Annotated in this window: 23 protein-coding genes; 13 read left to right on the forward strand and 10 right to left on the reverse strand. The window is 74.1% G+C overall.

Annotated elements, in window-relative coordinates; translation table 11 throughout:
* Positions 1–29 precede the first annotated feature (29 nt).
* The 4 genes from K7640_RS05200 (at position 30) to K7640_RS05215 (ending at position 4,471) form a co-directional block, all read left to right on the forward strand.
* On the forward strand, positions 30–1,019 hold the full coding sequence (locus K7640_RS05200) for a carbohydrate ABC transporter permease (RefSeq protein ID WP_222953528.1): 990 nt from the start codon (positions 30–32) through the stop codon (positions 1,017–1,019).
* Between the two features lie 13 nt (positions 1,020–1,032).
* Positions 1,033–1,929, forward strand: coding sequence for a carbohydrate ABC transporter permease (locus tag K7640_RS05205; RefSeq protein WP_255608059.1), 897 nt, complete (start codon positions 1,033–1,035; stop codon positions 1,927–1,929).
* Positions 1,926–3,347: a GH1 family beta-glucosidase gene (locus K7640_RS05210; RefSeq protein ID WP_222953529.1), complete on the forward strand. Its 1,422-nt coding sequence runs from the start codon at positions 1,926–1,928 to the stop codon at positions 3,345–3,347. Before K7640_RS05205 ends, K7640_RS05210 begins: the two co-directional genes overlap by 4 nt.
* 77 nt (positions 3,348–3,424) lie before the next feature.
* Entirely contained in the window at positions 3,425–4,471 is a 1,047-nt protein-coding gene (locus tag K7640_RS05215; RefSeq protein WP_222953530.1) for a LacI family DNA-binding transcriptional regulator, read from the forward strand.
* Between the two features lie 85 nt (positions 4,472–4,556).
* Here K7640_RS05215 and K7640_RS05220 read toward each other — a convergent pair whose 3' ends face one another.
* Together K7640_RS05220 and K7640_RS05225 are read right to left on the reverse strand one after the other, a co-directional pair.
* Entirely contained in the window at positions 4,557–5,768 is a 1,212-nt protein-coding gene (locus K7640_RS05220; protein WP_222953531.1) for an acyl-CoA dehydrogenase family protein, read from the reverse strand.
* The gene (locus tag K7640_RS05225; protein WP_255608060.1) at positions 5,768–7,036 is read right to left on the reverse strand and encodes a phosphotransferase family protein; all 1,269 of its coding nucleotides are present in this window, start codon (positions 7,034–7,036) and stop codon (positions 5,768–5,770) included. The genes K7640_RS05220 and K7640_RS05225 overlap by 1 nt, the downstream gene beginning before the upstream one ends.
* Before the next feature lie 149 nt (positions 7,037–7,185).
* Between K7640_RS05225 and K7640_RS05230 the strand changes: the two genes are divergently transcribed.
* Together K7640_RS05230 and K7640_RS05235 are read left to right on the forward strand one after the other, a co-directional pair.
* The gene (locus tag K7640_RS05230) at positions 7,186–7,884 is read left to right on the forward strand and encodes an amino acid-binding protein (RefSeq protein ID WP_222953532.1); all 699 of its coding nucleotides are present in this window, start codon (positions 7,186–7,188) and stop codon (positions 7,882–7,884) included.
* A 79-nt stretch (positions 7,885–7,963) separates the two neighbouring features.
* Positions 7,964–9,034, forward strand: coding sequence for a GNAT family N-acetyltransferase (locus K7640_RS05235; RefSeq protein WP_222953533.1), 1,071 nt, complete (start codon positions 7,964–7,966; stop codon positions 9,032–9,034).
* Positions 9,035–9,219: 185 nt separating this feature from the next.
* Here K7640_RS05235 and K7640_RS05240 read toward each other — a convergent pair whose 3' ends face one another.
* Positions 9,220–10,785 carry an aldehyde dehydrogenase family protein gene (locus K7640_RS05240; RefSeq protein WP_222953534.1) on the reverse strand — a complete coding sequence of 522 codons (1,566 nt, stop codon included), beginning with the start codon at positions 10,783–10,785 and terminating at the stop codon, positions 9,220–9,222.
* 276 nt (positions 10,786–11,061) lie between these two features.
* On the reverse strand, positions 11,062–11,166 hold the full coding sequence (locus K7640_RS30940; RefSeq protein WP_374198054.1) for an LPXTG cell wall anchor domain-containing protein: 105 nt from the start codon (positions 11,164–11,166) through the stop codon (positions 11,062–11,064).
* Between K7640_RS30940 and K7640_RS30945 the strand changes: the two genes are divergently transcribed.
* The 3 genes from K7640_RS30945 (at position 11,150) to K7640_RS05255 (ending at position 15,835) form a co-directional block, all read left to right on the forward strand.
* Complete coding sequence (locus K7640_RS30945; RefSeq protein ID WP_374198055.1) at positions 11,150–11,551, forward strand: hypothetical protein; 402 nt, start codon at positions 11,150–11,152, stop codon at positions 11,549–11,551. The genes K7640_RS30940 and K7640_RS30945 overlap by 17 nt on opposite strands.
* 725 nt (positions 11,552–12,276) lie before the next feature.
* Positions 12,277–15,165 carry a glycoside hydrolase family 9 protein gene (locus K7640_RS05250; RefSeq protein WP_222953536.1) on the forward strand — a complete coding sequence of 963 codons (2,889 nt, stop codon included), beginning with the start codon at positions 12,277–12,279 and terminating at the stop codon, positions 15,163–15,165.
* Between the two features lie 154 nt (positions 15,166–15,319).
* Positions 15,320–15,835, forward strand: coding sequence for a DUF488 domain-containing protein (locus K7640_RS05255; protein WP_308042460.1), 516 nt, complete (start codon positions 15,320–15,322; stop codon positions 15,833–15,835).
* 1 nt (position 15,836) lies between these two features.
* On the opposite strand, the gene K7640_RS05260 is transcribed toward K7640_RS05255, so the two are convergent.
* Genes K7640_RS05260 through K7640_RS05275 form a run of 4 tightly spaced genes read right to left on the reverse strand, consistent with a single transcriptional unit; the run spans position 15,837 to position 17,795 of the window.
* Positions 15,837–16,346 carry a GNAT family N-acetyltransferase gene (locus K7640_RS05260; RefSeq protein ID WP_374198060.1) on the reverse strand — a complete coding sequence of 170 codons (510 nt, stop codon included), beginning with the start codon at positions 16,344–16,346 and terminating at the stop codon, positions 15,837–15,839.
* Positions 16,347–16,406: 60 nt separating this feature from the next.
* Entirely contained in the window at positions 16,407–16,616 is a 210-nt protein-coding gene (locus tag K7640_RS05265) for a hypothetical protein (RefSeq protein ID WP_222953538.1), read from the reverse strand.
* 8 nt (positions 16,617–16,624) lie between these two features.
* Positions 16,625–17,620: a biotin synthase BioB gene (bioB, locus tag K7640_RS05270; RefSeq protein WP_222953539.1), complete on the reverse strand. Its 996-nt coding sequence runs from the start codon at positions 17,618–17,620 to the stop codon at positions 16,625–16,627.
* Positions 17,621–17,630: 10 nt separating this feature from the next.
* Positions 17,631–17,795, reverse strand: a complete 165-nt coding sequence (locus K7640_RS05275) for a hypothetical protein (protein ID WP_222953540.1) — start codon at positions 17,793–17,795, stop codon at positions 17,631–17,633.
* Between the two features lie 137 nt (positions 17,796–17,932).
* Here K7640_RS05275 and K7640_RS05280 point away from each other — a divergent pair, with 137 nt between their 5' ends.
* The 4 genes from K7640_RS05280 to K7640_RS05295 all read left to right on the forward strand — a co-directional run bounded on the left by K7640_RS05280 (position 17,933) and on the right by K7640_RS05295 (position 22,329).
* Positions 17,933–19,069, forward strand: coding sequence for an 8-amino-7-oxononanoate synthase (locus K7640_RS05280; protein ID WP_222953541.1), 1,137 nt, complete (start codon positions 17,933–17,935; stop codon positions 19,067–19,069).
* A 217-nt stretch (positions 19,070–19,286) separates the two neighbouring features.
* Entirely contained in the window at positions 19,287–19,991 is a 705-nt protein-coding gene (gene bioD, locus K7640_RS05285; RefSeq protein ID WP_222953736.1) for a dethiobiotin synthase, read from the forward strand.
* Between the two features lie 53 nt (positions 19,992–20,044).
* Positions 20,045–21,676, forward strand: a complete 1,632-nt coding sequence (locus K7640_RS05290) for a histidine kinase (RefSeq protein WP_222953542.1) — start codon at positions 20,045–20,047, stop codon at positions 21,674–21,676.
* Positions 21,673–22,329: a response regulator transcription factor gene (locus K7640_RS05295; RefSeq protein ID WP_222953543.1), complete on the forward strand. Its 657-nt coding sequence runs from the start codon at positions 21,673–21,675 to the stop codon at positions 22,327–22,329. The genes K7640_RS05290 and K7640_RS05295 overlap by 4 nt, the downstream gene beginning before the upstream one ends.
* Before the next feature lie 86 nt (positions 22,330–22,415).
* Here K7640_RS05295 and K7640_RS05300 read toward each other — a convergent pair whose 3' ends face one another.
* Together K7640_RS05300 and K7640_RS05305 are read right to left on the reverse strand one after the other, a co-directional pair.
* On the reverse strand, positions 22,416–23,216 hold the full coding sequence (locus K7640_RS05300) for an ABC transporter permease (RefSeq protein ID WP_222953544.1): 801 nt from the start codon (positions 23,214–23,216) through the stop codon (positions 22,416–22,418).
* Positions 23,213–24,136, reverse strand: a complete 924-nt coding sequence (locus K7640_RS05305) for an ABC transporter ATP-binding protein (RefSeq protein ID WP_222953545.1) — start codon at positions 24,134–24,136, stop codon at positions 23,213–23,215. The genes K7640_RS05300 and K7640_RS05305 overlap by 4 nt, the downstream gene beginning before the upstream one ends.
* Positions 24,137–24,272: the final 136 nt, after the last annotated feature.

The following is a 24,272-nucleotide window of genomic DNA, read 5'->3' on the forward strand; positions in this document are numbered from 1 at the left end:
GTCGGCGCCACTCACCCGAAGGAACTCTGATGAGCCTGCCCATCGACACCGCGGCCCCACCCGGCCCGTCCCGGCCGCCGGCCACCCCGGCCGCGCACCGGCGGCGCCAGACCGGTCGCACCCTCAACCGGCTGGACCTGCGCTACACCCCGTACGTCTTCGTGCTGCCGTTCTTCGTCATCTTCGCGATCTTCGGCGTCTATCCGATCGTCTACACCTTCTGGATCGCGCTTACCGACCGCTCGCCGCTGAACGCGACGATCAGCTTCGTCGGCCTGGACAACTTCGTCGAGCTGCTCACCAACGACCCGCAGTTCTGGAACGCGGTGACGAACACCTTCGGGATGTTCGTGCTCTCCACCGTGCCGCAGCTGCTGCTGGCGCTGCTGCTGGCCAACGCGCTGAACCGGCGCATCCGGGGGCAGATGTTCTTCCGGCTGGCCATCGCCATGCCGATCATCACCTCCACCGCGGTGGTCGCGCTGATCTTCTCGATGATCTACGCGCGCGAGTTCGGGCTGGTCAACTGGCTGCTCGACCTGGTGGGGATCGACCCGATCGACTGGCGGGCCGGCCGGTTCGCCTCCTGGTTCGCCATCTCCACCATGGTCGACTGGCGGTGGATCGGCTACAACGCGCTGATCTACCTCGCCGCCATGCAGTCCATCAACAAGGACGTCTACGAGGCCGCGGCGCTCGACGGCGCCTCCCGCCGGCGCCAGTTCTGGTCGATCACCATCCCGCAGCTGCGTCCGACGATCATCTTCACGCTGATCATCTCGACCATCGGCGGCCTGCAACTGTTCACCGAGCCGCTGATGTTCACCAGCGGCGCCGGGGCCATCGCCGGTGGCTCCGAGGGACAGTTCCAGACCATCACCATGTATCTGCTCGACGTCATGAACCAGCGCTTCCGCTGGGGCTACGCCGGTGCGGTGGCGTTGATGCTGTTCCTGCTGATCGCCGTCTTCTCGTTCATCAACTACCTGCTGGCCCGCCGGATCAGCTCGGACAAGTGAGGGTGGCGCACGAATGACCAGTACCACGCTGCACCCGCCCGTCCCACGGGCGAAGGAGCCGCGGATCCGCCACCGGGCGGAACGCCTCTGGGCGGCCAGCCCGCTGACCGTCGTCGGGCTCGTCCTCGGGGTGTTCCTCTCGCTCTTCCCGTTCTACTGGATGATCGTGATCGCGTCCCGGACCAACGACGCCGCGAACTCCTGGCCGCCACCGTTCCTGCCCGGCGGCGAGCTCGGCGAGAACATCAGCCGGGTGCTCGCCAACGGCGACGCCAGCATCGTCAAGGGCCTGATGAACTCGTTCCTGGTCGCCGGCACGATCACCGTGGCGACGGTGTTCTTCGGCTCGCTGGCCGGCTTCGCCTTCGCCAAGCTGCGCTTCCGCGGCAAGAACGCGTTGCTGCTGATCATCCTGGCCTCGATGATGGTGCCGATCCAGCTCGGCGTGCTGCCGCTCTACATCCTGATGGCCAAGCTGGAGTGGCTCAACACCATGCCGTCGGTCACCGTGCCGTTCCTCATCGGCGGCTTCGGCATCTTCATGATGCGGCAGTACGCCGAGCAGGCCGTGCCGAACGAGCTGATCGAGGCGGCCCGGGTGGACGGCTGCTCCACCTGGAAGGTCTACTGGCACGTGGTGGTGCCGGCGCTGCGCCCGGCCGCCGCCGTGCTGGGCCTGCTCACCTTCATGGAGCAGTGGAACCAGTTCTTCTGGCCGTTCGTGGTGCTGGCCGACCCGGCCAACCCGACCGTGCAGATCTCGCTGCGCAGCCTGAACACGGCCTACTTCGCCGACAACTCGCAGATCTTCGCCGGTACCTTGATCGCGACGCTGCCGCTGTTCATCGTCTTCGTTCTGTTCGGCCGCCAGATCATCGGCGGGATCATGGAAGGTGCCGTCAAGTCGTGAGTAACCCAGCCAGCCCACCGGGTGTCGGTCTGCTCGACGAGGGCCCGGCCGCCCTCACCTTCCCGCCCGGCTTCCTCTGGGGTGCGGCCACCGCGGCGTACCAGATCGAGGGCGCGGTCGCCGAGGACGGCCGGACCCCGTCGATCTGGGACACGTTCAGCCACACCCCGGGGCGGACGGTGGCCGGGCACACCGGCGACGTGGCCTGCGACCACTACCACCGGATGCCGGCCGACGTACGGCTGATGGCCGACCTGGGGTTGAAGTCGTACCGGTTCTCGGTCTCCTGGTCCCGGGTGCAGCCCGACGGCGCGGGCCCGGCGAACCAGCGCGGCCTGGACTTCTACCGGCGGCTGGTGGACGAACTGCGGGCGTACGACATCGAGCCGTGGCTGACCCTCTACCACTGGGACCTGCCCCAGCCGCTGGAGGACGCCGGCGGCTGGCCGGCGCGGGACACCGCCGGCCGGTTCGCCGACTACGCCCAGCTCGTCGCGGACGCCCTCGGCGACCGGGTGAACCACTTCACCACGCTGAACGAGCCGTGGTGCTCGGCGTTCCTCGGGTACGGCTCGGGGGTGCACGCGCCGGGCCGCACCAACGGCACGGACGCGCTGCGCGCGGGCCACCACCTGATGCTCGGTCACGGGCTCGCCGTACGCGCGGTGCGGGCGTCCCGCCCGGGCGCGCAGCTCGGGGTGACGGTCAACCTCTACCCGGTCACCCCGGCCACCGACTCGCCGGCCGACGCGGACGCGGCCCGGCGGATCGACGGGCTGATGAACCGGTTCTTCCTGGACCCGATCCTGCGCGGGTCCTACCCGACGGACCTGCGGGCCGACCTGCGCGGGGTGACCGATTTCGGCCACGTCCGGGACGGCGACCTGGCGATCATCTCGACCCCGCTGGACCAGGTCGGGGTCAACTACTACACCCGGCACGTGGTGTCCGCCGGGACCGGCCCGGCGGAGCCCGGGCCGTCCCCCTGGCCGGGGAGCGAGGACGTCCGGTTCGTCAGCCGGGGCATCCCGGTCACCGACATGGACTGGGAGGTCGACGCGCCGGGGCTGCTGGAGACCCTCCAGCGGGTGCACCGGGAGTACACCGACCTGCCGATCTACGTCACCGAGAACGGCGCGGCGTTCGTCGACGAGGTGGTGGACGGTCGGGTGGATGACACCGACCGGTTGGCGTACTTCGACGCGCACCTGCGCGCCGCGCACGCCGCGATCGACTCCGGGGTGCCACTCAAAGGCTATTTTGCCTGGTCATTGCTGGACAATTTCGAGTGGGCGTGGGGATACACGAAGCGGTTCGGGATGGTCCGGGTGGACTACGACGACCAGGCCCGGATCCCCAAGTCGAGCGCCCGGTGGTATGCCGAGGTGATCCGGCGCAACGGTCTGGCCGCACAATAGGCGGGAGACCAGTAACGGACGGCCCGGCGCCATCGCCGATCATGGTGCCGGGCAGTCCGACGTCGGAGGAGCAGACGATGACAACGCAGCGCACCCGGTCGCTCGGGCGCCCGACCCTCGACGCGGTCGCGGCCCGCGCGGGGGTCGGCCGCGGCACCGTTTCCCGCGTGGTCAACGGCTCGCCCCAGGTGAGCCCGGAGGCCCGCGCCGCGGTGCAGCAGGCCATCGCCGAGCTGGGGTACGTGCCCAACCGGGCGGCCCGGGCGCTGGTCACCCAGCGCACCGACTCGGTGGCGCTGGTGGTCTCGGAGTCCGGCGAGCGGGTCTTCACCGAGCCGTTCTTCGCCGGCATCGTCCGGGGCGTCAGCTCCGGGCTGCTGGACACCCCGATGCAGCTCTGGCTGGCCATGGTGCAGTCGCCGATCGAGCGGGAGCGGGTCGAGCACCACCTGACCAACCAGCACGTCGACGGGGTGTTGCTGCTGTCGCTGCACGACGCCGACCCGCTGCCCACCCTGCTGGAGGAGCGCGGGCTGCCCACGGTGCTGGGCGGCCGGCCGGCCCGGATGCTGAAGCCCGGCGCGCAGCCGGCGTACTACGTCGACATGGACAACGTCGGCGGCGGCCGGCAGGCGGTCGAGCATCTCTTCGCGCAGGGTCGGCGGCGGATCGCCACCATCGCCGGCCCGCAGGACATGGGCGCCGGCCTGGCCCGGCTGACCGGCTACCAGGAGGCGGTGCGGGCCGCCGGGCTCCCGGTGGATCCGGACCTGATCGCGTACGGGGACTTCAGCGAGGGCAGCGGCACGGCCTGCATGCGGCGGCTGCTGGAACTGCGTCCGGACCTGGACGCCGTCTTCGCCGCCTCCGACCTGATGGCGTTCGGCGCGCTGCGGACCCTGCGTGAGCTGGGCCGCCGGGTGCCGGAGGACGTGGCCGTGGTCGGCTTCGACGACGCCGCGATCGCCCCGCAGGCCGACCCACCGCTGACCACCGTCTTCCAGCCGGTGGAGGAGATGGGCCGCCAGATGGCACGGCTGCTGATGGCCCGGATCCGAGGCGAGGACATCCCCACCCCCCACATCCTCCTGGACACCAAACTCATCCACCGCACCTCCGCCTAACCCCGGCTTCTGTTGCGTTGATCATGAAGTTTGCGTCGCCCGCCATCGGCGTGTCGTGACCCAAACTTCATGATCAACGGCGCCGTCAGGGGTGGGAGCGGAGTTCGCGTTTGGCTAGCGAGGATTTGTGGACCTCGTCGGGGCCGTCGGCCAGGCGGAGGGTGCGGGTCTGGGCCCAGAGGGCGGCCAGCGGGGTGTCCTGGCTGACGCCGGCGCCGCCGTGGACCTGGATCGCCTTGTCGATCACCCACTCGGCCATCGCCGGAGTGGCGATCTTGATGGCCTGGATCTCGGTGTGCGCGCCCTTGTTGCCCACCGTGTCCATCAGCCAGGCGGTCTTGAGCACCAGTAGCCGGGCCTGCTCGATGCGCACCCGGGACTCGGCGATCCACTCCCGGACCACGCCCTGCTCCGCGAGGGGCCGCCCGAACGCGACCCGCTCCAGCGCCCGCCGGCACATCAGCTCCAGGGCCCGCTCGGCCATCCCGATCAGCCGCATGCAGTGGTGGATCCGCCCCGGCCCGAGCCGCGCCTGGGCGATGGCGAACCCGGCGCCCTCGGCGCCCACCAGGTTCTCCGCCGGCACCCGTACGTCGGTGAAGTCGATCTCGGCGTGCCCGCCGTGCGCGCCGTCGCGGTAACCGAAGACGGTCATGCCCCGGCGGACCGTGACGCCCGGGGTGTCCCGGGGCACCAGGATCATGCTCTGCTGGCGGTGCCGCTGGGCGCCCGGGTCGGTCTTGCCCATCACGATCAGGATCTCGCAGCGCGGGTCCATCGCCCCGGAGGACCACCACTTGCGGCCGTTGACCACGTACGCGTCACCGTCGCGCTCGATCCGGGTGGCGATGTTGGTGGCGTCGGAGGAGGCCACCTCCGGCTCGGTCATGCAGAAGGCGGAGCGGATCTCCCCGTCCAGCAGGGGCTTGAGCCAGCGGTCCTGCTGCGCCTCGGAGCCGAACTCGGCGAGCAGTTCCATGTTGCCGGTGTCCGGGGCGGCGCAGTTGCACGCCTCCGGGGCGAGGTGCGGGCTGCGCCCGGTCAGCTCGGCGAGCGGAGCGTACTGGAGGTTGGTGAGCCCGGCGCCGTAGCGCGGGTCGGGGAGGAAGAGGTTCCACAGCCCCCGGGCCCGCGCCTCGGCCTTCAGCTCGTCCAGCACCGGCGGCCGGGCCCACGGGTCCCCGGCGGCGGCGACCTGCTCGGCGTGCACCGGCTCGGCCGGGTACACGCACTCGGCGAGGAACGCCGACAGCCGCTCGCGCAGCTCCTCGGTGCGGGCGTCGTACGCGAAGTCCATCAGCGCTCCCTGACCGCGTGCAGACCGTGCTCGACCAGCGGGTCGACCAGCTCCCCGATCCGGTCGAAGCCACCGCCGAGCGTCTGCCCGAGGGTGTGCCGGTAGTGGATGCCCTCGCAGATCACCGCGAGCTTGAAACAGCCGAGCGCCACGTGCCAGTGCAGCGGCCCGACGTCGACGTCGCTGCGGCCGGCGTACCGGTCGATCAGCTCGGCCCCGGTGGGGAAGCCGGCGCGCGGGCCGAGGCCATCCGCGACCGGGTTGCCCTCGGCGAGGTCGCTGTCACCCAGCACGTCCCAGTAGGTCAGCAGCAGCCCCAGGTCGGCCAGCGGGTCGCCGAGGGTGGCCATCTCCCAGTCCAGCACCGCCCGGACCGCCACCGGGTCGACCGTGGTCAGCAGGTTGTCCAGCCGGTAGTCGCCGTGCACGACCCGCCCGGCGTTGGCCCCCTCCGGCACGCTGTCGGCGAGCGCGTCGCGCAGATTCTCCACCCCGGGCAAGGCCCGGCTGCGCGACTTCTCCAGCTGCCCGGCCCAGCGGCGCACCTGCCGGCCGAGGTAGCCGTCGGGGCGGCCGAAGTCGGCCAGCCCGACCGCGGCCGGGTCGACCGTGTGCAGCGCGGCGAGCGTGTCCATCATCGCCATCGCCAGCTCGCGGCGCTGCCCGGCGGTGAGCGGGTCGGTCTGCGCTCGGCTGCGCAGCACCGTGCCGTCGACCTTCGCCATCAGATAGAACGGCGCCCCGATGACCGCCGGGTCGGCGCAGAGCAGCAGCGCCTCCGGCACCGGCACCGCGGTCGGCGCCAGCGCGGTGATCACCCGGTGTTCCCGGGCCATGTCGTGCGCGGTGGCCAGCACGTGCCCCAGCGGCGGGCGGCGCAGCACCAGCTCCCGGTCGCCGGTGCGCAGCAGGTAGGTCAGGTTGGACTTGCCGCCGGCGATCAGCGTCGCGGTCAGCGGACCGGTGACCAGCCCCGGCCGGTGGTCGGCCAGGTATGCCGTCAGCCGGTCCAGGTCGAGCCCCTTCGGTACGCCACCCCGCGCGGCGGGTGGCACGTCGACCGGCTCCCCGGCCGGGCCACCGCCGAGGGCGGGCGGCGCGTCGACCCGGTCCCGAGCCGCACCGCCGGGCGGCGCGTCTGCTTGGTCTTGATCTTGAGCCGAGCCGTCGGGCGGCGCGTCGGCCGACTTCCCTGCCGGGGCGGCGGGCTGACGTGGGACGGCCGGCGGGTTTCCCGGCCGGAGCGCGTCGACGGCCGGATCGGTCATCCGATTAGTTGATGGCAGCTCAGCTTTGTTGTCAAGGTCGGATTTGACCGGCGGGTCACGGCACCGCAACAGGGACGAAATGGGCGGCCGGCAGGCTGGGACCCAGCCTGCCGGCCGCTCCGTGCCGGCCGCCGAGCGGAGGGACGCACATGTTGCTGCGAGTTCGGGTGACCCTGCCGGATCGACCCGGCACGCTCGGCCAGGTGGCCCGCACCCTCGGCGTGTCCGGCGCGGACATCGTCCAGGTGGTGGTCCTGGAGCGGCTGGGTGGCCGGGCGGTGGACGACTTCACCGTGGTCTGGCCCGGGGCCGCCCGGGTGGAGCGGCTGATGGCCGGCCTCGCCGCCATCCCCGGTGTGCGCGTCGACGGGGTGTGGCGGGCGATCGGCGCGCCGACCACCACCGGGCAGGACGCCGAGCTGCTGGCCCAGATCGCCGCGAACCCGGCCGACGGGGTGGCCACGCTTGTCGACGCGGTGCCCGGGCTGCTCGCCGCCGACTGGGCGGCGGCCGCGGTCGTACCCCTGGACTGGGCGTCCCGGTCCGGCGGCAGCGCGAGCGTCGCGCACGCGAGCTGGCGGGCGCCGCAGCCGCCGGTGCTGCCCGAGGTGACCCCGCTGCGGGCCCGCACGGTGACCGCCGCGGACGGCACCCACTACGCGCTCGCCCCGTTCGGCCGGGCCGGGCTGGTGCTGGTGGTGGCCCGGGAGTACGGCGAGCCGCTGACCGCGGCGGCGTTCCACTCGATCGAGGTCGACCGGCTCGCCCAGCTGGTCCGGGCCGGCGCGGTCATCCTCGGCGACCGGCTCGACCTGGTGGACGCCCCGCCGGTGACCAACGTCACCTGACCCGTCCCGCCGTGTCACCCGCGGGCAACGGGGGCGCAACAGCCCGCCGGCAGGGTCGGTGGTGAGGAAGGGAGCGGACATGGCGCTGTGGCGGATCCGAGCCACCGTGGACGACCGGCCGGGTTACCTGTCGGTCCTCACGGCGAGTCTCGCGCTGCGTGGGGTCAACATCCTCACCGTGCAGGTGCACACGACCGAGGTGGGAGCCGTCGACGACTTTCTGGTCGACGCGCCCGACTCGCTGGGCGAGGCGGAGCTGGTCGCCGCTGTCGAGCGGGGCCGGGGCCGGGACTGCTGGGTGGCGCGCAGCGAGGCGCGCGGGCTGGTCGACCAACCCACCCGGGTGCTGGCCCTGGCCGGCGGGCTGGTCCGGGACCCGGACGGGACCGGGGCGGCGCTGCACGCCCTGCTCGGCGCGGACGACGTGACCTGGCGGCCGACGCCGGCCGGCGGGTCGGCCGGGGTGGGCGGGTCGACGATGCTGCTGGCCGACCCGGCCGGCGGGTCGTACCGGCTGGCCCGGCGGGAGCCGAGCTTCACCCCGGCCGAGTACGCCCGGGCGCAGGCGCTGGTCGAGCTGTCGGCCGCGGTCGCCCGGCGGGACGCCGAGCGGGTGACCCTGGTGCTGCCCGACTCGGCCGAGGTGGTGGTCCGCCCCGCCGGGCCGGACGACCTGCCGGGCCTGGTCGAGCTGCACGACAGGTGCTCGCCGCGCACCGTGGCGCGGCGCTACCTGAGCGGCGCTGCCCGGCCGTCGCCGGAGCGGCTGCGCCGGCTGCTGGACCCGGCCCGGGGGCTCACCCTGGTCGCCACCGTGGGCGCCGGCGCAACGGAGCAGGTGGTGGCGATGGCCAACCTGCTGGGCGAGGGCGACGAGGCGGAGGTCGCCCTGCTGGTCCGGGACGACTGGCAGCGGCGTGGCCTCGGCTCGGCGCTGCTGCGCCGGCTGCTCGGGCACGCCGACCGGGTCGGCGTCGCCGCCGTGCTGCTGCACGTCCAGGCCGAGAACACCGCGATGCTGCGCACCGTACGCCGGGTGGCGCGGCCGACCCGGATCGACCGGGACGGTTCGCTGCTCACGGTGACGGTGCCGTTGGCCGACCCGGCGCGGGTGCCCCGGCAGCCCGACGCCGCGGCCCGGGCCGACTGAGACCCCGGTCCCGCCGGCCCGGCGGGACCACACCGACGCCGGTGACAACGAGGTCACCGGCGACACCAGGGCCGACCTCCGGTGCGGGGGACGGTACGACGGCAGGGCCCCCGATGCGGGGGCCCTGCCCTTGTTCGGCCGCCCGTGGTCAGCCGAAGAACCGCCGGGCCCGGCCGGCCGCGCGATCAGGTCGCCGGGTAGCTGCTGTAGTCGGGGAAGTTGCCGTAGAGTCGCCCGTCGCCGCCTACGGTGACCGCCTGCACCAGCAGGTCCCCGCCGACGAACGCCCCCTTCCACGACGCGCCCCGGCCGCCGAACGGCTCGTCCCGGTCGCCGCGGGAGCGCGGCTTGTTGATGCCCACCTTGAACGCCTGGAGGTCGACCGCCAGCTTCCCGGCGAGATCCTCGTCGTCGCAGGCGAGCGAGGCGACCAGCGCGCCGTTGGAGGCGTTCATCGCGGCCAGCAGCTCGTCGGTGGTGTCCACCACGACGATGGTGTCGACCGGGCCGAACGGCTCGGCGTGCATCAGCCGGGACCGGCCGGGCGGGGCGAGCAGCACGGCCGGCGCCACGTAGGCGGAGGTGTCCTGCCCGTCGAGGAACGGTGCGCCGTCGAGCCGGCCCCGGTGCAGCGGTACGGCGCCGCCGCGGACCGCCTCGTCGACCTTGCGGCGCAGCTCGTCGGCCTTGGCGGCGCTGATCAGCGGCCCGAAGTCCAGCTCGGGCAGCGGGTCGCCGGCGGACCAGGTTTCCTCCACGGCGAGCGGGTGCCCGAACCGGACCGAGCGGACGACCGGCAGGTACATGTCGAGGAACCGGTCGACCAGGTCGCGCTGCACCACGAACCGGGGGTACGCGGTGCACCGCTGCTTGCCGTACTCGAAGCCCTTCTTCAGGTGCGCGGCGAGCAGGTCCCACTGGGAGAAGTCCCAGACGCCCCAGGCGTTCAGGCCCTCCTGCTCGATGAAGTGCCGCTTGTCGGTGTCGAGCAGCGCGGCGGCCACCTTGCCGCCGTTGGACCGCCCGCCGACGAAGGCCACCGCGCCGATCTCCGGCGCCCGGACCAGCACCTCGGACAGTTCCTCCCCGCTGCCGGAGAGCAGCGTGGCGGGCAGCCCGGCGCGGTGCATCAGCGCGTGCGCCACGGTGAGGCAGACCGCGCCGCCTTGGGAGGGGGTCTTGGCGATGACCGCGTTGCCGGCGAGCAGCTGCACCAGCTCGGCGTGGACCAGCACGCTCATCGGGTAGTTCCAGGAGGCGATGTTGCTGACCGGGCCGGCCAACGGCTCGCGGCCGTCGGCGAGCATCCGGTCGATCTCGCCGACGTACCAGCGCACGCCGTCCAGGGCCCGGTCCACGTCGGCGCAGGCCAGCCGCCACGGCTTGCCGATCTCCCAGACCAGCAGCAGGGCGAGCAGGTCCCGGTGGGCGGTCAGCGCGTCGAGGGCGTCGGTGACCCGGGCCTTGCGCTCGGCGAGGGTGGTGGCGGCCCAGTCGCGGTGCGTGGCGGCGGCGTGCGCCACGGCGGCCCGGGCGGTGTCCGCGTCCACCCGCGGCAGGTTGACCAGCACGGTGTTGTCGACCGGGGTACGCACCGGGCTCGGCGCGCCGACCGCCCGCCACTGCCCGGAGACGAGGTTGTGCAGCGTGGCGACGCCGTCGGCCCCGGTGCCGAACGCCTCGGGCGTGGCGGCGGTGGCGCGGGCGAGGGTGTCGGACCAGGCGGTGCCGTCGGCGAGTGTCAAGGCCATCGCGATCTCCTCAGAATTGACCGGGGAGCGGCGGCGTCGATGGCACCGCTGGTGTGGCGTACTGTCGCGCGCCGTCGATCGGCCGGGCAACCGTACGCTCGTATCCCAGGACGCTCGGTCCACCGGTTGGCGCGAACCGGCGATCCTGTTGATCTGCGCTGAGCTGCTGATATGCGAAGCAGTGATCGAAGATCATCGATCATGTGATCCACGCCCGGCAACGCGGAACCGGCCGCCGGACCCAGGGTCCGACGGCCGGTTCGGGTGGTGCGGGGGTCAGCTGGTGAAGCGGACCTTGTCCCGGCGGCGACGCAGCGTCATCAGTACGACTCCGCCACCGATCAGGGCGAGGCCGGTGACCGCGATGCTGGTCGCGGCCACGCCGGTGAGCGGCAGCCCACCCTCGTCGCCACCGCCGACGCCGCCACCGACCGACGAGCCCGGCGCGCCGGGCACGGTCGCCGACTCCGACGGGGCGCCGGTGGGCGACTCCGACTCGCCGGGCACCCCCGGGGTCGTGGCGGACTCGGACGGCACCGGCGACTCGGACTCCGACGGCGACTCGGACGGGTTCGGCGACTCCGACTCCGACGGCGACTCGGACGGGTTCGGCGACTCCGACTCCGAGGGGGACGGCGACGGCGATGGGGACTGCGACGGCGTGGTGCCGCCGGCGCAGGTGTGGCTCAGGTTGAACCGCGCCGCGGTGCCGCTGATGACGGCGCTGCCGTCGACCAGGGTCCAGCCCGCCGGGGTGAACAGGTAGGCGTGGATGGTCCGGGGGTCCTTGCCGCCGGTGGAGTAGAGGTGGTCCGGGTACGCGTCGGTGGCGTCGGGAATCTTGACCTGGACCTGGGCGGCACCGTTGCTGAAGGTCAGCGTGAGCGTCTCGAAGTTGCCGGCGCTCGCGCCCGGCAGGACGAAGTGCCAACCGTCCTGGTTGGCCTCCCTGCCGGCGAACCGACCGTCGTTGCACTCCTGGTTGAAGCCGGCCGCGGTCGAGCCCTGGTGGGCCGGGTTGAGGGGTACGGTGCTCGACGCCCAGGCCGGGGTGGCGAAGGCGAGGCAGGCCGTGGCGGCGACCGCGGTGAGGGCCGGGCGCGCGACGTGCCGACGCTGTGGCATGAGGATTCCTCCGAAAAGGGGAGAGGTGACGGCACATGATCACACAGCGGTACCCCACCGGCGACATCGGACGATCGGCCTGACCTGCGGCAACGTGACGGGCTGAAGCCGACGCCGAGGCCGAATCCGGGTCGATTCGACGGCGTGTCGGTGTAACGCGGAGGAGTCGGTCGACGCTGCGGGCCGGCGGTCGGCGCATCGCGCCGGCTTCCCAAGGTGACACCGTACCCATTACATTGTCGAGCATCCATGGGAGCGCTCCCGCGCCTTCGTGGGCCACCCACCACCACCGCCGCCGGCAGTCTGGCCGTGACGTCCGTCCGATCCGGTCGGGCTGTCGGGCGGCACCACCCACAGGAGCTCGCCATGCCCCCTCCGATTCCGCCGCCACCCGGCCGGGCCCGGCTCCGCCGCCTGGTCGCCGCCCTGGCGGTAGGTGCCCTCGCGGCCGGCGCCGTCCCCGGCCCGCCCGCCGGGGCCACCACCCGTGGTGCGGTCACCGCCGCACCGGCCGCCGCCGCGCCGGCGTTCAACTACGCCGAGGCGTTGCAGAAGTCGCTGCTCTTCTACGAGGCGCAGCAGTCCGGCCCCAAGCCCACCTGGAACCGGGTCTCCTGGCGCGGCGACTCGGCGCTGACCGACGGCGCGGGCACCGGCGTCGACCTCACCGGCGGCTGGTACGACGCGGGCGACCACGTGAAGTTCGGCTTCCCGATGGCGTTCAGCGCGACCATGCTGGCCTGGGGCGCGGTCGAGTACCGCGACGGTTACGTCGCCTCCGGCCAGCTCCCGCACCTGCTGAACAACCTGCGCTTCGTCAACGACTACTTCGTCAAGGCGCACCCCGCCCCGAACGTCCTCTACGGGCAGGTCGGCAAGGGCGACGACGACCACAAGTGGTGGGGTCCGGCCGAGGTCATGCCGATGGCGCGGCCCGCGTACAAGATCGATGCGAGCTGTGGCGGCGCGGACCTGGCGGGGGAGACGGCGGCCGCGATGGCCGCGTCGTCCATGGTGTTCCGCCCCACCGACGCCGCCTACGCCGACAAGCTGCTCGGGCACGCCAAGCAGCTCTACACCTTCGCCGACACGGTGCGGAAGAACTACCACGAGTGCATCACCGACGCGACCAGCTTCTACAAGTCCTGGAGCGGTTACCAGGACGAGCTGGTCTGGGGCGCGATCTGGCTCTACCGGGCCACCGGCGACGCCGCCTACCTGACCAAGGCGGAGAGCGAGTACGACAAGCTGGGCACCGAGCCGCAGTCGACCACCCGCTCCTACAAGTGGACGATCGCCTGGGACAACAAGCAGTTCGGCGCGTACGTGCTGCTGGCCAACCTGACCGGCAAGCAGAAGTACGTCGACGACGCGAACCGGTGGCTGGACTACTGGACCGTCGGCGTCAACGGCCAGCGGGTGCCGTACTCGCCCGGCGGGATGGCGGTGCTCGACTCCTGGGGCGCGCTGCGCTACGCCGCGAACACCGCCTTCGCCGCGCTGGTCTACAGCGACAAGACCACCGACGCGACCCGGAAGACCCGCTACCACGACTTCGCCGTCCGGCAGATCAACTACGCGCTCGGCGAGAACCCGCGCAACTCCAGCTACGTGATCGGGTTCGGCGCCAACTCGCCGAAGAACCCGCACCACCGCACCGCGCACGGCTCCTGGTGGGACAGCCAGACCGTGCCCACCGAGACCCGGCACGTGCTCTACGGCGCGCTGGTCGGCGGCCCGTCGGCGGCCAACGACGCGTACACCGACAGCCGGTCGGACTACGTGATGAACGAGGTGGCCACCGACTACAACGCCGGCTTCACCTCCGCGGTGGCCCGGCTGGTGTCCGAGTACGGCGGCAGCCCGCTGGCCGGCTTCCCGGTGGCCGAGCGGCCGGACCTGGACGAGCTGACCGTGGAGACCACGGTGATGCAGGCCGAGCCGCGGGCCACCGGGCTCAAGGCGATCATCTACAACAAGTCGGCCTTCCCGGCCCGCGCGCTGACCACCGGGAAGTTCCGCTACTACTTCCGCCCCGACGGCACCGGCCCGGTCACCGTCACCCCCGGCTACACCCAGGGCTGCCCGTCGCCGTCCACGGCCCGCCAACTGTCCGGCGACATCTGGTACGTCGAGGTCGACTGCACCGGCTACACCATCGCCCCGGCCGGCCAGTCACAGCACCGGATGGAGGTGCAGTTCAAGATCGGCGTGCCGGAGGGCGGCACCTGGGACCCGACCAACGACCCGTCGTACCAGACCACCGCCGGGCCGAACCGGAAGGTGCCGCTCTATTCCGGCGGCGTCCGGGTCTGGGGCGAGGAGCCCGGACCGGCCACCCCGGACACCACCCCGCCGACCACCCCCGGCACCCCGGTCGCCTCGGCGGTCACCGCCACCGGCCTGACTCTCACCTGGGCCGCCGCCACCGACAGCGGCGGCAGCGGCCTCGCCGGCTACGAGGTCACCCGCACCGAGTCCGGTGCCACCCCGGTGGTGCTGCCGGCCAGCACCAACAGCCTGGCGGTGACCGGGCTCGCGGCGCAGCGGACGTACCAGTTCACCGTGGTCGCCCGCGACGGCGCCGGCAACCGGTCGGCGGCCTCGCCGGCCGTCACGGTGACCACCCCGGCCGCCCCCGCGCCCGACACCACCGCGCCGACCGCGCCCGGCACCCCGACCGCCTCGGCCGTCGGCCCGACCGGGCTCACCCTCGCCTGGGGGCCGGCCACCGACAACGTGGCGGTCACCGGCTACCGGGTCTACCGCGGCGGGAACGTCCTGGTCGGCTCGACCACCGGCACCACCCTGGCCGTCACCGGGCTGACCGCCTCCACCACGTACACCTTCACGGTGGTCGCGGTGGACGCGGCCGGCAACGTCTCCGCGGCCTCCGCGCCGGTCACCGTCACCACGACGGCCCCGCCGGCCGGCGGGACCTGCACCGTCGGGTACGTCACCAGCGGCTGGGACACCGGCTTCACCGCCAACATCACGGTCACCAACACCGGTACGACGACGATCAACGGCTGGACCCTCGCCTTCACCTTCCCCAATACCGGGCAGAAGGTGGGCTCGGGCTGGTCGGCGAACTTCACCCAGACCGGCACCGCGGTGACCGCCACCAACGTCGCCTACAACGGCACCCTGGCCCCCGGCGCGTCGGTCAGCTTCGGCTTCAACGGCACCCACACCGGCGCCAACCCCAAACCCACCACCTTCACCCTCAACAACACCCCCTGCACCGCCTCCTGACGGTGCTCTAGTAGCGATCTTGGCGAGTTGCTGTTCGCTCTGAACGGCAACTCGCCAAGATTCACGTTCCCGGGCGCCAGCCGGCTGCGGTGCGAGTTGGCGTTCGTACCGAACGTCAACTCGCCAAGATTGCGGGCATGCTGGGGTGGTGCTGGTGACGGTGGGGCATGGGGCGGCGGGACGGGGGGACCTGGGGGAACTGCTCTGCGGGGCGGGGGTGGCGTTGGTGGTGGACGTGCGGCGGTACCCGGCCAGCCGCACCAACCCCGACGTACGCCGGGAGGCGCTCCAAGACTGGCTGCCCGAGCGGGGGATCGCCTACCGCTGGGAGCCCCGCCTCGGTGGCCGCCGGCACGTCCGGGCCGGGGAACCGGAGCCGGACACCTGGTGGACGGTGCCCGCGTTCCGGGCGTACGCCGCGTACACCCGGACCGCGGAGTTCGACGCGGCGCTGACCGAGGTGCTCCCCGACGCGGCGCGGCGGACCACGGCGGTGATGTGCAGCGAGAGCGTGTGGTGGCGCTGCCACCGGCGGCTCATCGCGGACGTGGCGGTGCTCGGCCGGGGCGTACCGGTCGAGCACCTGATGCCCGGCGGGCGGCGCAGCCCGCACCGGCCGGCCGAGGGCGCCCGCCGGCTTTCCGACGGCCACCTGGTCTGGGACGGCTGAGTCAGTCGGCCAGTTCCTCGGCGAGCAGGTCCATCAGCAGGCCGTCGTGCCAGCGGCCGTCCGGCCCGCGCTCGTAGCGGCGCAGGATGCCCACCGGCCGGAACCCGACCTTCGCGTACGCCCGGATGGCCGCCGTGTTGGCCGCCGCCGGGTCGATGGTGAACCGGTGGTGGCCGTGCTCGTCGATCAGGTGCCGGACCAGGGTGCGCACCGCGTCCCCGCCCAGCCCCCGGCCGCGTACCGCCGGGTCGAGGAAGAGGTCCAGGCTGGCGTGGCGGTAGTCCGGGTCGGGCTCGGCGTACCACTGGATCGCGCCGACCACCCGGCCGTCGAACTCCACCGCGTACACGGTCAGCTCGTCGTCGTCGAGGTCGGCCCGGACCGCGCCGGCCAGGTCGTCGCCGCCGCGCCACCAGCGGCGTACCTCCGGGTGGGCGCGGATGCGCGCCAGGTCCGGCACGTCCGCGTCGGTGGCCGGGCGCAGCGTGACGGCCCGGCCGGGCAGCACCAGCCCGGCGTTCGGTGGTTCATCGACCAGCATGCCGTCACCGTACCGCCAGGTGGGGTTCCGTCAGGCGTGGATTTCGCCGTGCTCGACGCAGCGCGCGGACCAGCCGGCCGGCAGGACCTGCACCTTCATCCGGCGGCGGCACCGATCGCAGTAGCGCGGCGGCTCCAGCGCCCGGGCCGCCGCGCAGGCCGCGTGGTCGCCGGCCCCGGTGGCCGTACCGCAGTGGTCGCACCACGGCGCGGCCGGCGCGGTCGGGGAAAGCTCGGTCACGGCGGGCCTCACAGGGTGGCGGAGAGCGCCTTGACCGGCATCTTCAGGTCGTCGAGCAGCTTCAGGTCGTCGGTGGCCGGCCGGCCCAGCGTGGTCAGGTAGTTGCCGACGATGACCGCGTTGATGCCGCCGAGCAGGCCGTCCCGGGTGCCCAGGTCGCCGAGGGTGAGCTCCCGGCCACCGGCGTAGCGCAGGATGGTGCGCGGCATGGCCAGCCGGAACGCGGCGATGGCCCGCAGCGCGTCCTTGCCCTCCACCACCGGGCGGTCGCCCAGCGGGGTGCCCGGGCGCGGGTTGAGGAAGTTCAGCGGAACCTCGTGCGGGTCCAGCTCGGCGAGCTGCGCGGCGAACTCGGCCCGCTGCTCGACGGTCTCGCCGAGGCCGAGAATGCCACCGCAGCAGACCTCCATGCCCGACTCGCGGACCATCCGCAGCGTCTCCCAGCGCTCCTCCCAGGAGTGCGTGGTGACCACGTTCGGGAAGTACGAGCGGCAGGTCTCCAGGTTGTGGTTGTAGCGGTGCACGCCCATCTCGACCAGCTCGTCGACCTGTTCCTGGGTGAGCATGCCCAGCGACGCGGCGACCTGGATGTCGACCTCCGCCTGGATGGCGGCGACGCCCTCGCGCAGCTGCTTCATCAGCCGGGCGTCCGGGCCGCGCACCGCGGCCACGATGCAGAACTCGGTCGCCCCGGTCGCGGCGGTCTGCTTCGCCGCGGCCACCAGGTTGGGGATGTCCAGCCAGACCGAGCGCACCGGCGAGGTGAACAGGCCCGACTGGGAGCAGAAGTGGCAGTCCTCGGGGCAGCCGCCGGTCTTCAGCGACACGATGCCCTCGACCTCGACCTCCGGGCCGCACCAGCGCATCCGCACCTCGTGGGCGAGCTGGAGGGCGGCGGGCAGGTCCTCGTCGGGAAGGTTCAGCACGGCGAGGACGCCGGCCTGGTCGAGGCCGACTCCGTTCTCCAGCACCTGGGTGCGGGCGCGGTCGAGAATCTCTGGCATGGCCCGTACCCTACAAGGCCCGCCGACGGGCGGTATCAGCCTCCGGGTCGGGGCCGGGGAGGCCGTCGACCAGCCGGATCCGCGCCGCCGGTGGCAGCGCCGGGTCGGCCGCGGCCAACAGTACGGCGAGCCGCAGCGCGCGGCGCAGCAGGCGGGTTGCTCGGTTGTTCGTCATGCGGGCAGCCTTCGGGCTGAAGCGAGGTTGAGGTCAAGGCGGCGCCGAGCGGCTCGCGCCACGCCGGCCGGGATCCGGCGGAGTGGTAACTTCGCCCGGCGGAAGCGGATGACGCGGGGCGTGGAGGAGGCGGTGACGTGGCGGACTGGCTGGCGGCCCTGGACCGCCGCGCCGACCTGCGGGCCAAGGCGGGGCTGACCCGCGAGTTGCGACCGCGGGCCGCCGGCGACCCGGTGGTCGACCTCGCCGGCAACGACTACCTGGGGCTGGCCGCCCACCCCGAGGTCACCGCCGCGGCCGCCGCGGCGCTGTCCGCGTACGGGCTGGGTGCGACCGGGTCGCGGCTGGTGCGCGGCTCGACCGACGCCCACCACGCGCTGGAGGACGCGCTGGCCGACTGGCTCGGCGCCGACCGGTCGCTGGTCTTCTCCTCCGGCTACCTGGCCAATCTGGCCGCCGTCCGGGGCCTGGTGCGCCCCCGTACCCTGCTGGTCTCCGACGCGCACAACCACGCCTCGCTGATCGACGGCTGCCGGATCTCCGGCGCGGAGGTCCTGGTCACCCCGCACGCCGACGTCGACGCGGTGGCCGCCGCGCTGGCCGCCGCGCCCGGCCGGCCGGCCGTGGTGGTGACCGAGTCGGTGTTCTCCGTCGACGGCGACCTGGCCCCGCTGGGCCGGCTGCACGCGGTGACCCGCGAGCACGGCGCGCTGCTGCTGGTGGACGACGCCCACGGCCTCGGCGTCACCGGTCCCGCCGGCGCCGGCGGGGTGGCCGCCGCCGGGCTCGCCGGGCAGCCGGACGTGGTGGTCACCGCCACCCTGTCCAAGGCGCTGGGCGGGGCCGGTGGGGTGGTGGCCGGCCCGGCGCCGTTCGTGCGGCATCTCGTCGAGACCGGCCGTACCTTCATCTTCGACACCGCGCCGCCGCCGGCCGTGGTGGCCGGGGTGCACGCGGCCGTCGGCCTGGCCCGGGCCGGCGACGACCTGCGCGCCGAGCTGGCCGAGCGGGTGGCGCTGGCGGTGGGCCGGCTGCGCGCCGCCCGGTTGGCCGTCTCCGACCCGGACGGCGCGGTGGTCTCGGTGACCGCGCCGGGCCCGGAGGCCGCCACCGCCTGGGCCGCCGACTGCCGGGACCGGGGCGTGGCGGTGGGCTGCTTCCGGCCGCCGTCCACCCCGGACAGCCGATCCCGGCTGCGGCTCACCGTCAACGCCGGTGTGCCCCGGCGCGACTTCGCACGGGCCCTGGACGTCATCGTGGCCTGCGCACCGTGAGCGTGAGGAGTGAGCCGGGTTTGCGAGCCCCGCAGTCGCGAACCAGGTCGGCACCGTGAGCGTGAGGAGTGAGCCGGGTTTGCGAGCCCCGCAGCCGCGAACCAGGTCGGCACCGTGAGCGTGAGGAGTGAGCCGGGTTTGCGAGCCCCGCAGTCGCGAACCAGGCCAGCACCGTGAGCGTGAGGAGGGTGGGTCAGTGAGCGCGTGGAAGGGGCCGGTGCTGGTCACCGGCACCGACACCGAGGTGGGCAAGACCGTGGTGACCGCGGCGATCGCCGCCGCGGCGCAGGCCGCCGGCATGCGGGTCGCGGTGATCAAACCCGGCCAGACGGGTACGGCCACCGGCGAACCCGGCGACGTCGACTCGGTGCACCGGCTGGCCGCCCCGCTCACCGGCCGGACCCTGGCCAGCTTCCCGGACCCGCTCGCCCCGCTGGCGGCGGCCCGGGTGGCTGGGCTGGAACCGCTGGAGCTGTACACCGCCGTCGACGCGGTCCGCGCCGAGGCCGACAAGCACGACCTGGTCCTCGTGGAGGGGGCCGGCGGGCTGCTCGTACCGATGGGGTTGCGACCGTCGGGCGAGCCGTGGACGGTGGCCGACCTGGCGGTGTCGCTGGGCATCCCCGCGGTGGTGGTGGCCCGGGCCGGGCTGGGCACGCTGAACCACACCGCGCTGACCCTGGAGGCGTTGGAGCGTCGGGGCGTCCCGGCCGGGGTGGTGCTGGGCGCCTGGCCGGCCGAGCCGGAGCTGGTGCACTGGGCGAACCTGACCGATCTGGTGCCGAACCTGCTGGGCGCGCTGCCGATGGGCGCCGGGGCGATGGACCCGGGCGTGTTCCGCCGGTCCGCGCCGGGCTGGCTCACCCCCGAGCTGTACGGGGTGCTGGACGACTGGCGGGCGTGGGCCGAGGAGATCAGCTGAGCACCTGACTTTCGTCGGTGCCCGCGCCGGACCGGCGTGGGTAGCCTGGCCCGGTGCGGGGCTGGTGGCGCGGGTGGAGCGGTCGGGAGTGGTCCGACCTGCTGCTCTGGGCGGTGGTCGCCGCCCCCGTCGGGTACGCCCGCCTCACCCCGCCCTACGAGCCGTACGTCGGTGCGCTGCTGGTCGGGTCGCTGCTGCTGCTCGCGGTGGCCGTGGTGGTCGGCCGGCGGGCGCCGCTGACGCCGGTGGTGCTGGCGCTGGCCGGGTCGGCGCTCGACGGCAACTTCGTCTTCGCGCTGCTGGCCTTCAGCTATCTGGCCGGCCGGCGGGGTGCCCGTACCGGTCGGGTGGTGGGGTTGTTCGCCGCGGTGGGCGTGGCCGGCACGGTGCTGCACCTGGCGGTGCTCGGCACCGGCATGGCGACCTGGTTCCTGCTCAGCTGCGTGCTGCTCGGCGCCGGGGTGTTCCCCTGGCTGGTGGGTGACTACCGCCGGCAGCGGCACGCGCTGGTGCTGGCCGGCTGGGAGCACGCGGCGGCGCTGGAACGCGAGCAGCGGGGCGCCGCCGAGCGGGTGCGGCTGCGGGAACGCGCCCGGATCGCCCGGGACATGCACGACACGCTCGGCCACGAGCTGAGCCTCGTCGCGCTGCGCGCGGCGGCCCTGGAGCTGGCCGACGACCTCGACCCGCGGCACCGGGCGGCGGCCGGGGAGCTGCGGGCCAGCGTGGCGGGGGCGACCGAGCGGCTGCACGAGATCATCGGGGTGCTCCGCGAACCGGCGGAGCCGGCCGCCACCGGCCCGGCCGGGGCGAGCGTCGCCGACCTGGTGGACGGGGCGCGGGAGGCAGGCATGGTGGTGACCCTGCGGCTCGCGCCCGAGGCGGCGGGGCTGCCGGCGATGGTCGGCCACGCGGCGCACCGGGTGGTCCGGGAGGCGCTCACCAACGCCGCCCGGTACGCCCCCGGCGCCCCGGTGACGGTCACCGTCGACGCGGACCCGGCCGGCGCGGTGGCCGTCGAGGTGTCGAACGCCGCCCCGCCGGACGGGCCGCTGCCGGGCCCCCGGTCGCACGGTTCGGGCCTGCTCGCGCTCGCCGAACGGGTCCGGCTGGCCGGCGGTGTGCTGGACGCCGGTCCGGCGGCCGGCGGCGGCTTCGCGGTCCACGCCCGCTTCCCGGCGCCGGAGCACGCCGGTCCGGTCCCGGCGGGGGAGGGGCGCGCCCCGGCGATGGCCCTGCCGCCCGACGGTCCGGCAGCCGGCCGCGTCCCGCGTCCGTGGACCGGACGTGCGACGTCCGGCCGCCGGCCGGAGCCGGGGTCCGGGCCGACGGTCGCCGGGCAGCGGCTGCGGGACGCCCGGCGCGGGGTGCGGCGCAGCCTGCTGGTGGCGCTCGGCGCGCCGGCCGCCGCCGCCTCGGCGCTCGCGCTGGTCTACTACCCGATGGCCACCGCCGGTGCGGTGCTGGACCGCGCCAGCTACGAGCGGATGCGCCCGGGTACGCCCCGGCCCGAGCTGGCCGGGCTGCCCCGCCGGCAGGTCGAGTCGCCGCCGGACGCCCCGGTCCCCGCCGACGGCACGCGCTGCGAGTACTACACCGACGGGAACTTCCCCCTGGCCCGGCCGGCCTGGCGGCTCTGCTTCGCCGACGGCCGCCTGATCAGCAAGGAGCGCTACGACAGATGAGCGGGACGATCCGGGTGCTGCTCGCCGACGACGAGGCAATGATCCGCGCCGGGGTGCGGGCGATCCTGGCCACCGATCCGGGGATCGAGGTGGTGGCCGAGGCCGGGGACGGCGCGGCGGCGGTGGAGGCGGCCCGCGCGCACCGGCCGGACGTCGCCCTGCTGGACATCCGGATGCCGAGGCTGGACGGGCTCGCCGCCGCCGCCGAGATCGGCCGGCTGCTGCCCGGGACGGCCACCGTGCTGCTCACCACGTTCGGCGAGGACGAGTACGTGGTCCGGGCGCTCGGCGCCGGGGCGGCCGGGTTCCTGCTGAAGTCGGGTGACCCGCGCGAGTTGATCGCCGGGGTGCGGGCGGTGGCCGGCGGCGGGGCGTACCTGTCGCCGCGGGTGGCGCGGCGGGTGATCGAGCTGACCGGTGCGCGGATGGCCCGGGTGCCGGCGGCGCGGGACCGTACGGCCGGGCTGACCGGGCGGGAGCGGGAGGTGCTCGGCCTGGTCGGGGCCGGCCTGTCCAACGCCGAGATCGCCCGCCGGCTCTTCCTCACCGAGGGCACCGTGAAGAGCTACCTGACCAGCATCTTCACCCGGCTGGAGGTACGCAACCGGGTGCAGGCGGCGATCCTGGCGTACGAGGCGGGGCTGACCGGCTGACCGCCCGCCGCCCGCATCCGCCGGGACCGCCGGCCGGGTCCGGCACGACCGGCCGGCCCGACGCGGGCCGGCCGGTCGGCGGGGGTTCAGGCGTCCCGGCGGCGCAGCGCCCACCGGCCGGCGGCGAGCGCCGCGCCCGCCCAGCCGGCGAGCAGCAGCAGGCCCACCACCGGCGGGTACGGATCTCCGTCGCCGGTCAGGAAGTGGCCGCCGGCGATCCCGGGGAAGGCGTCGGCGATCCGGTTCAGCACGGCGATGTCCGGCTCCTGCAACGACAGCGGCACGATGTACAGCACCGCGAGCAGCACGACCACGCTCAGCACCGCGCCGCGCAGCACGGCGCCGACGCCCAGCGCCAGCACCCCGACCAGGGCAGGGTACGCCGCCACCGCGAGCAGGTCACCGGCCGTGCCGGCCACCGGCGCCCGCCCCCACTCGCCGAGCACCGGCCCGGCGGCGGCCACCCCGACCAGGCCGAGCAGCAGCCCGAAGCCGAACGTGACCGCGCCGGCCACCAGCGCCTTGGCCAGCAGCACGGTGCCCCGGGACGGGGTGGCGGCCAGCGTGCCGCGCAGCGTGCCGGTGGCGTACTCGGCGGTGACGGTGAGCAATCCGAGGGCGAGCACCGCGTACTGGGTGAGTTCCAGCGAGCCGATCAGCACGCTGCCGACGGTGACCACGCCCGCGTCGTCGGCCGGGTCGTCGTTGGTGTTGCCGTTCACCGCGTAGATGGCCAGCTGGGCCGAGGTCGCCGCGGTCACCAGCACCCCGGCGAGCAGGGTCCACCAGGTGCTGCGCACCGACCACAGCTTCGTCCACTCGGCGGCCACCGCGCCGGCCAGCGGGCTGCCTTGGCGGCCGGGACGGGTCAGCAGAGCGGCGCTCATCGGGAACCACCTCCGGCGTACTCGACGGCGTCGGCGGTCAGCTCCATGAAGGCCTCCTCCAGGGTGGCCGCCACCGGGCTCAGCTCGTGCAGCGCCACCCCCAGCTCGTACGCCAGGTCGCCGACCCGTTCGACGGCGGCGCCGGTGACGGTGAAGCCGGCCGGGCCGTCGGCGGTCACCGTCGCCCCGTCACCGGCCAGCCGGCCGGCGAGTCGGGCCAGCGCCTCCGGGTGCGGCCCGCGGACGCGTACCGAACCGGCCGGCCCGGCGGCGAGCAACTCCTCGACCGGGGCGTCGGCGATCAACCGGCCCCGGCCGATGACCACCAGGTGCCGGGCGGTCTGCTGCATCTCGCTCATCAGGTGGCTGGAGACGAGCACCGTGCGCCCCTCGGCGGCCAGCCCGGCGGTCAGCTCGCGGATCCACCGCACCCCGTCCGGGTCGAGCCCGTTGACCGGCTCGTCGAACATCAGCACCGGCGGGTCGCCGAGCAGCGCGCCCGCGATGCCCAGCCGCTGCGCCATGCCGAGGGAGAGCGCCCGGCCGGGTTTGCGGGCGGCCCGCTCGTCGAGACCGGCGACGGCGAGCACCTCGTCGACCCGGCGGCGGGGAATGCCGTTGCTGCGGGCGGTGGCCAGCAGGTGGGCCCGGCCCGACCGGGCGGGGTGCAGGGCGCGGGCGTCGAGCAGCGCACCCACCTCGTGCAGCGGGTGCCGCAGCTCCCGGTACGGGCGGCCGGCGACCAGCGCCCGGCCGGCGGTCGGCCGGTCCAGGCCGAGGACCATCCGCATGGTGGTGGACTTGCCGGCCCCGTTCGGGCCGAGGAAACCGGTGACCCGGCCGGGTGCGATGTCGACGGTCAGGTCGTCGACCGCGGTCACCGCCCCGAACCGCTTGGTCAAGCCACGTAATGTGATCATGCGTCGACGCTAGGTGGCGACGGGTCGCCCGCGCGGCTGCCGAACGGCGTGGACCACCCCTGACCTTCGTCAGGTGCCGGCGACCGCCCCGGCCGCTGCCGCCTCGGCCGGCCCACCCGCTGCCGCCTCGACCGAC

The sequence above is a fragment of the Micromonospora sp. PLK6-60 genome (assembly GCF_019890675.1).
Classification (GTDB): Bacteria; Actinomycetota; Actinomycetes; order Mycobacteriales; family Micromonosporaceae; genus Micromonospora.

Bases quoted from the DNA above. Each gene is read 5' to 3' on its own strand.
- K7640_RS05200 (WP_222953528.1), top strand. From the start codon at position 30: ATGAGCCTGCCCATCGACACCGCGGCCCCACCCGGCCCGTCCCGGCCG.
- K7640_RS05205 (WP_255608059.1), top strand. From the start codon at position 1,033: ATGACCAGTACCACGCTGCACCCGCCCGTCCCACGGGCGAAGGAGCCG.
- K7640_RS05215 (WP_222953530.1), top strand. From the start codon at position 3,425: ATGACAACGCAGCGCACCCGGTCGCTCGGGCGCCCGACCCTCGACGCG.
- K7640_RS05220 (WP_222953531.1), bottom strand. From the start codon at position 5,768: ATGGACTTCGCGTACGACGCCCGCACCGAGGAGCTGCGCGAGCGGCTG.
- K7640_RS05225 (WP_255608060.1), bottom strand. From the start codon at position 7,036: ATGACCGATCCGGCCGTCGACGCGCTCCGGCCGGGAAACCCGCCGGCC.
- K7640_RS05230 (WP_222953532.1), top strand. From the start codon at position 7,186: ATGTTGCTGCGAGTTCGGGTGACCCTGCCGGATCGACCCGGCACGCTC.
- K7640_RS05235 (WP_222953533.1), top strand. From the start codon at position 7,964: ATGGCGCTGTGGCGGATCCGAGCCACCGTGGACGACCGGCCGGGTTAC.
- K7640_RS05240 (WP_222953534.1), bottom strand. From the start codon at position 10,785: ATGGCCTTGACACTCGCCGACGGCACCGCCTGGTCCGACACCCTCGCC.
- K7640_RS30945 (WP_374198055.1), top strand. From the start codon at position 11,150: ATGCTGGTCGCGGCCACGCCGGTGAGCGGCAGCCCACCCTCGTCGCCA.
- K7640_RS05250 (WP_222953536.1), top strand. From the start codon at position 12,277: ATGCCCCCTCCGATTCCGCCGCCACCCGGCCGGGCCCGGCTCCGCCGC.
- bioB (WP_222953539.1), bottom strand. From the start codon at position 17,620: ATGCCAGAGATTCTCGACCGCGCCCGCACCCAGGTGCTGGAGAACGGA.
- K7640_RS05275 (WP_222953540.1), bottom strand. From the start codon at position 17,795: ATGACGAACAACCGAGCAACCCGCCTGCTGCGCCGCGCGCTGCGGCTC.
- K7640_RS05295 (WP_222953543.1), top strand. From the start codon at position 21,673: ATGAGCGGGACGATCCGGGTGCTGCTCGCCGACGACGAGGCAATGATC.
- K7640_RS05300 (WP_222953544.1), bottom strand. From the start codon at position 23,216: ATGAGCGCCGCTCTGCTGACCCGTCCCGGCCGCCAAGGCAGCCCGCTG.
- K7640_RS05305 (WP_222953545.1), bottom strand. From the start codon at position 24,136: ATGATCACATTACGTGGCTTGACCAAGCGGTTCGGGGCGGTGACCGCG.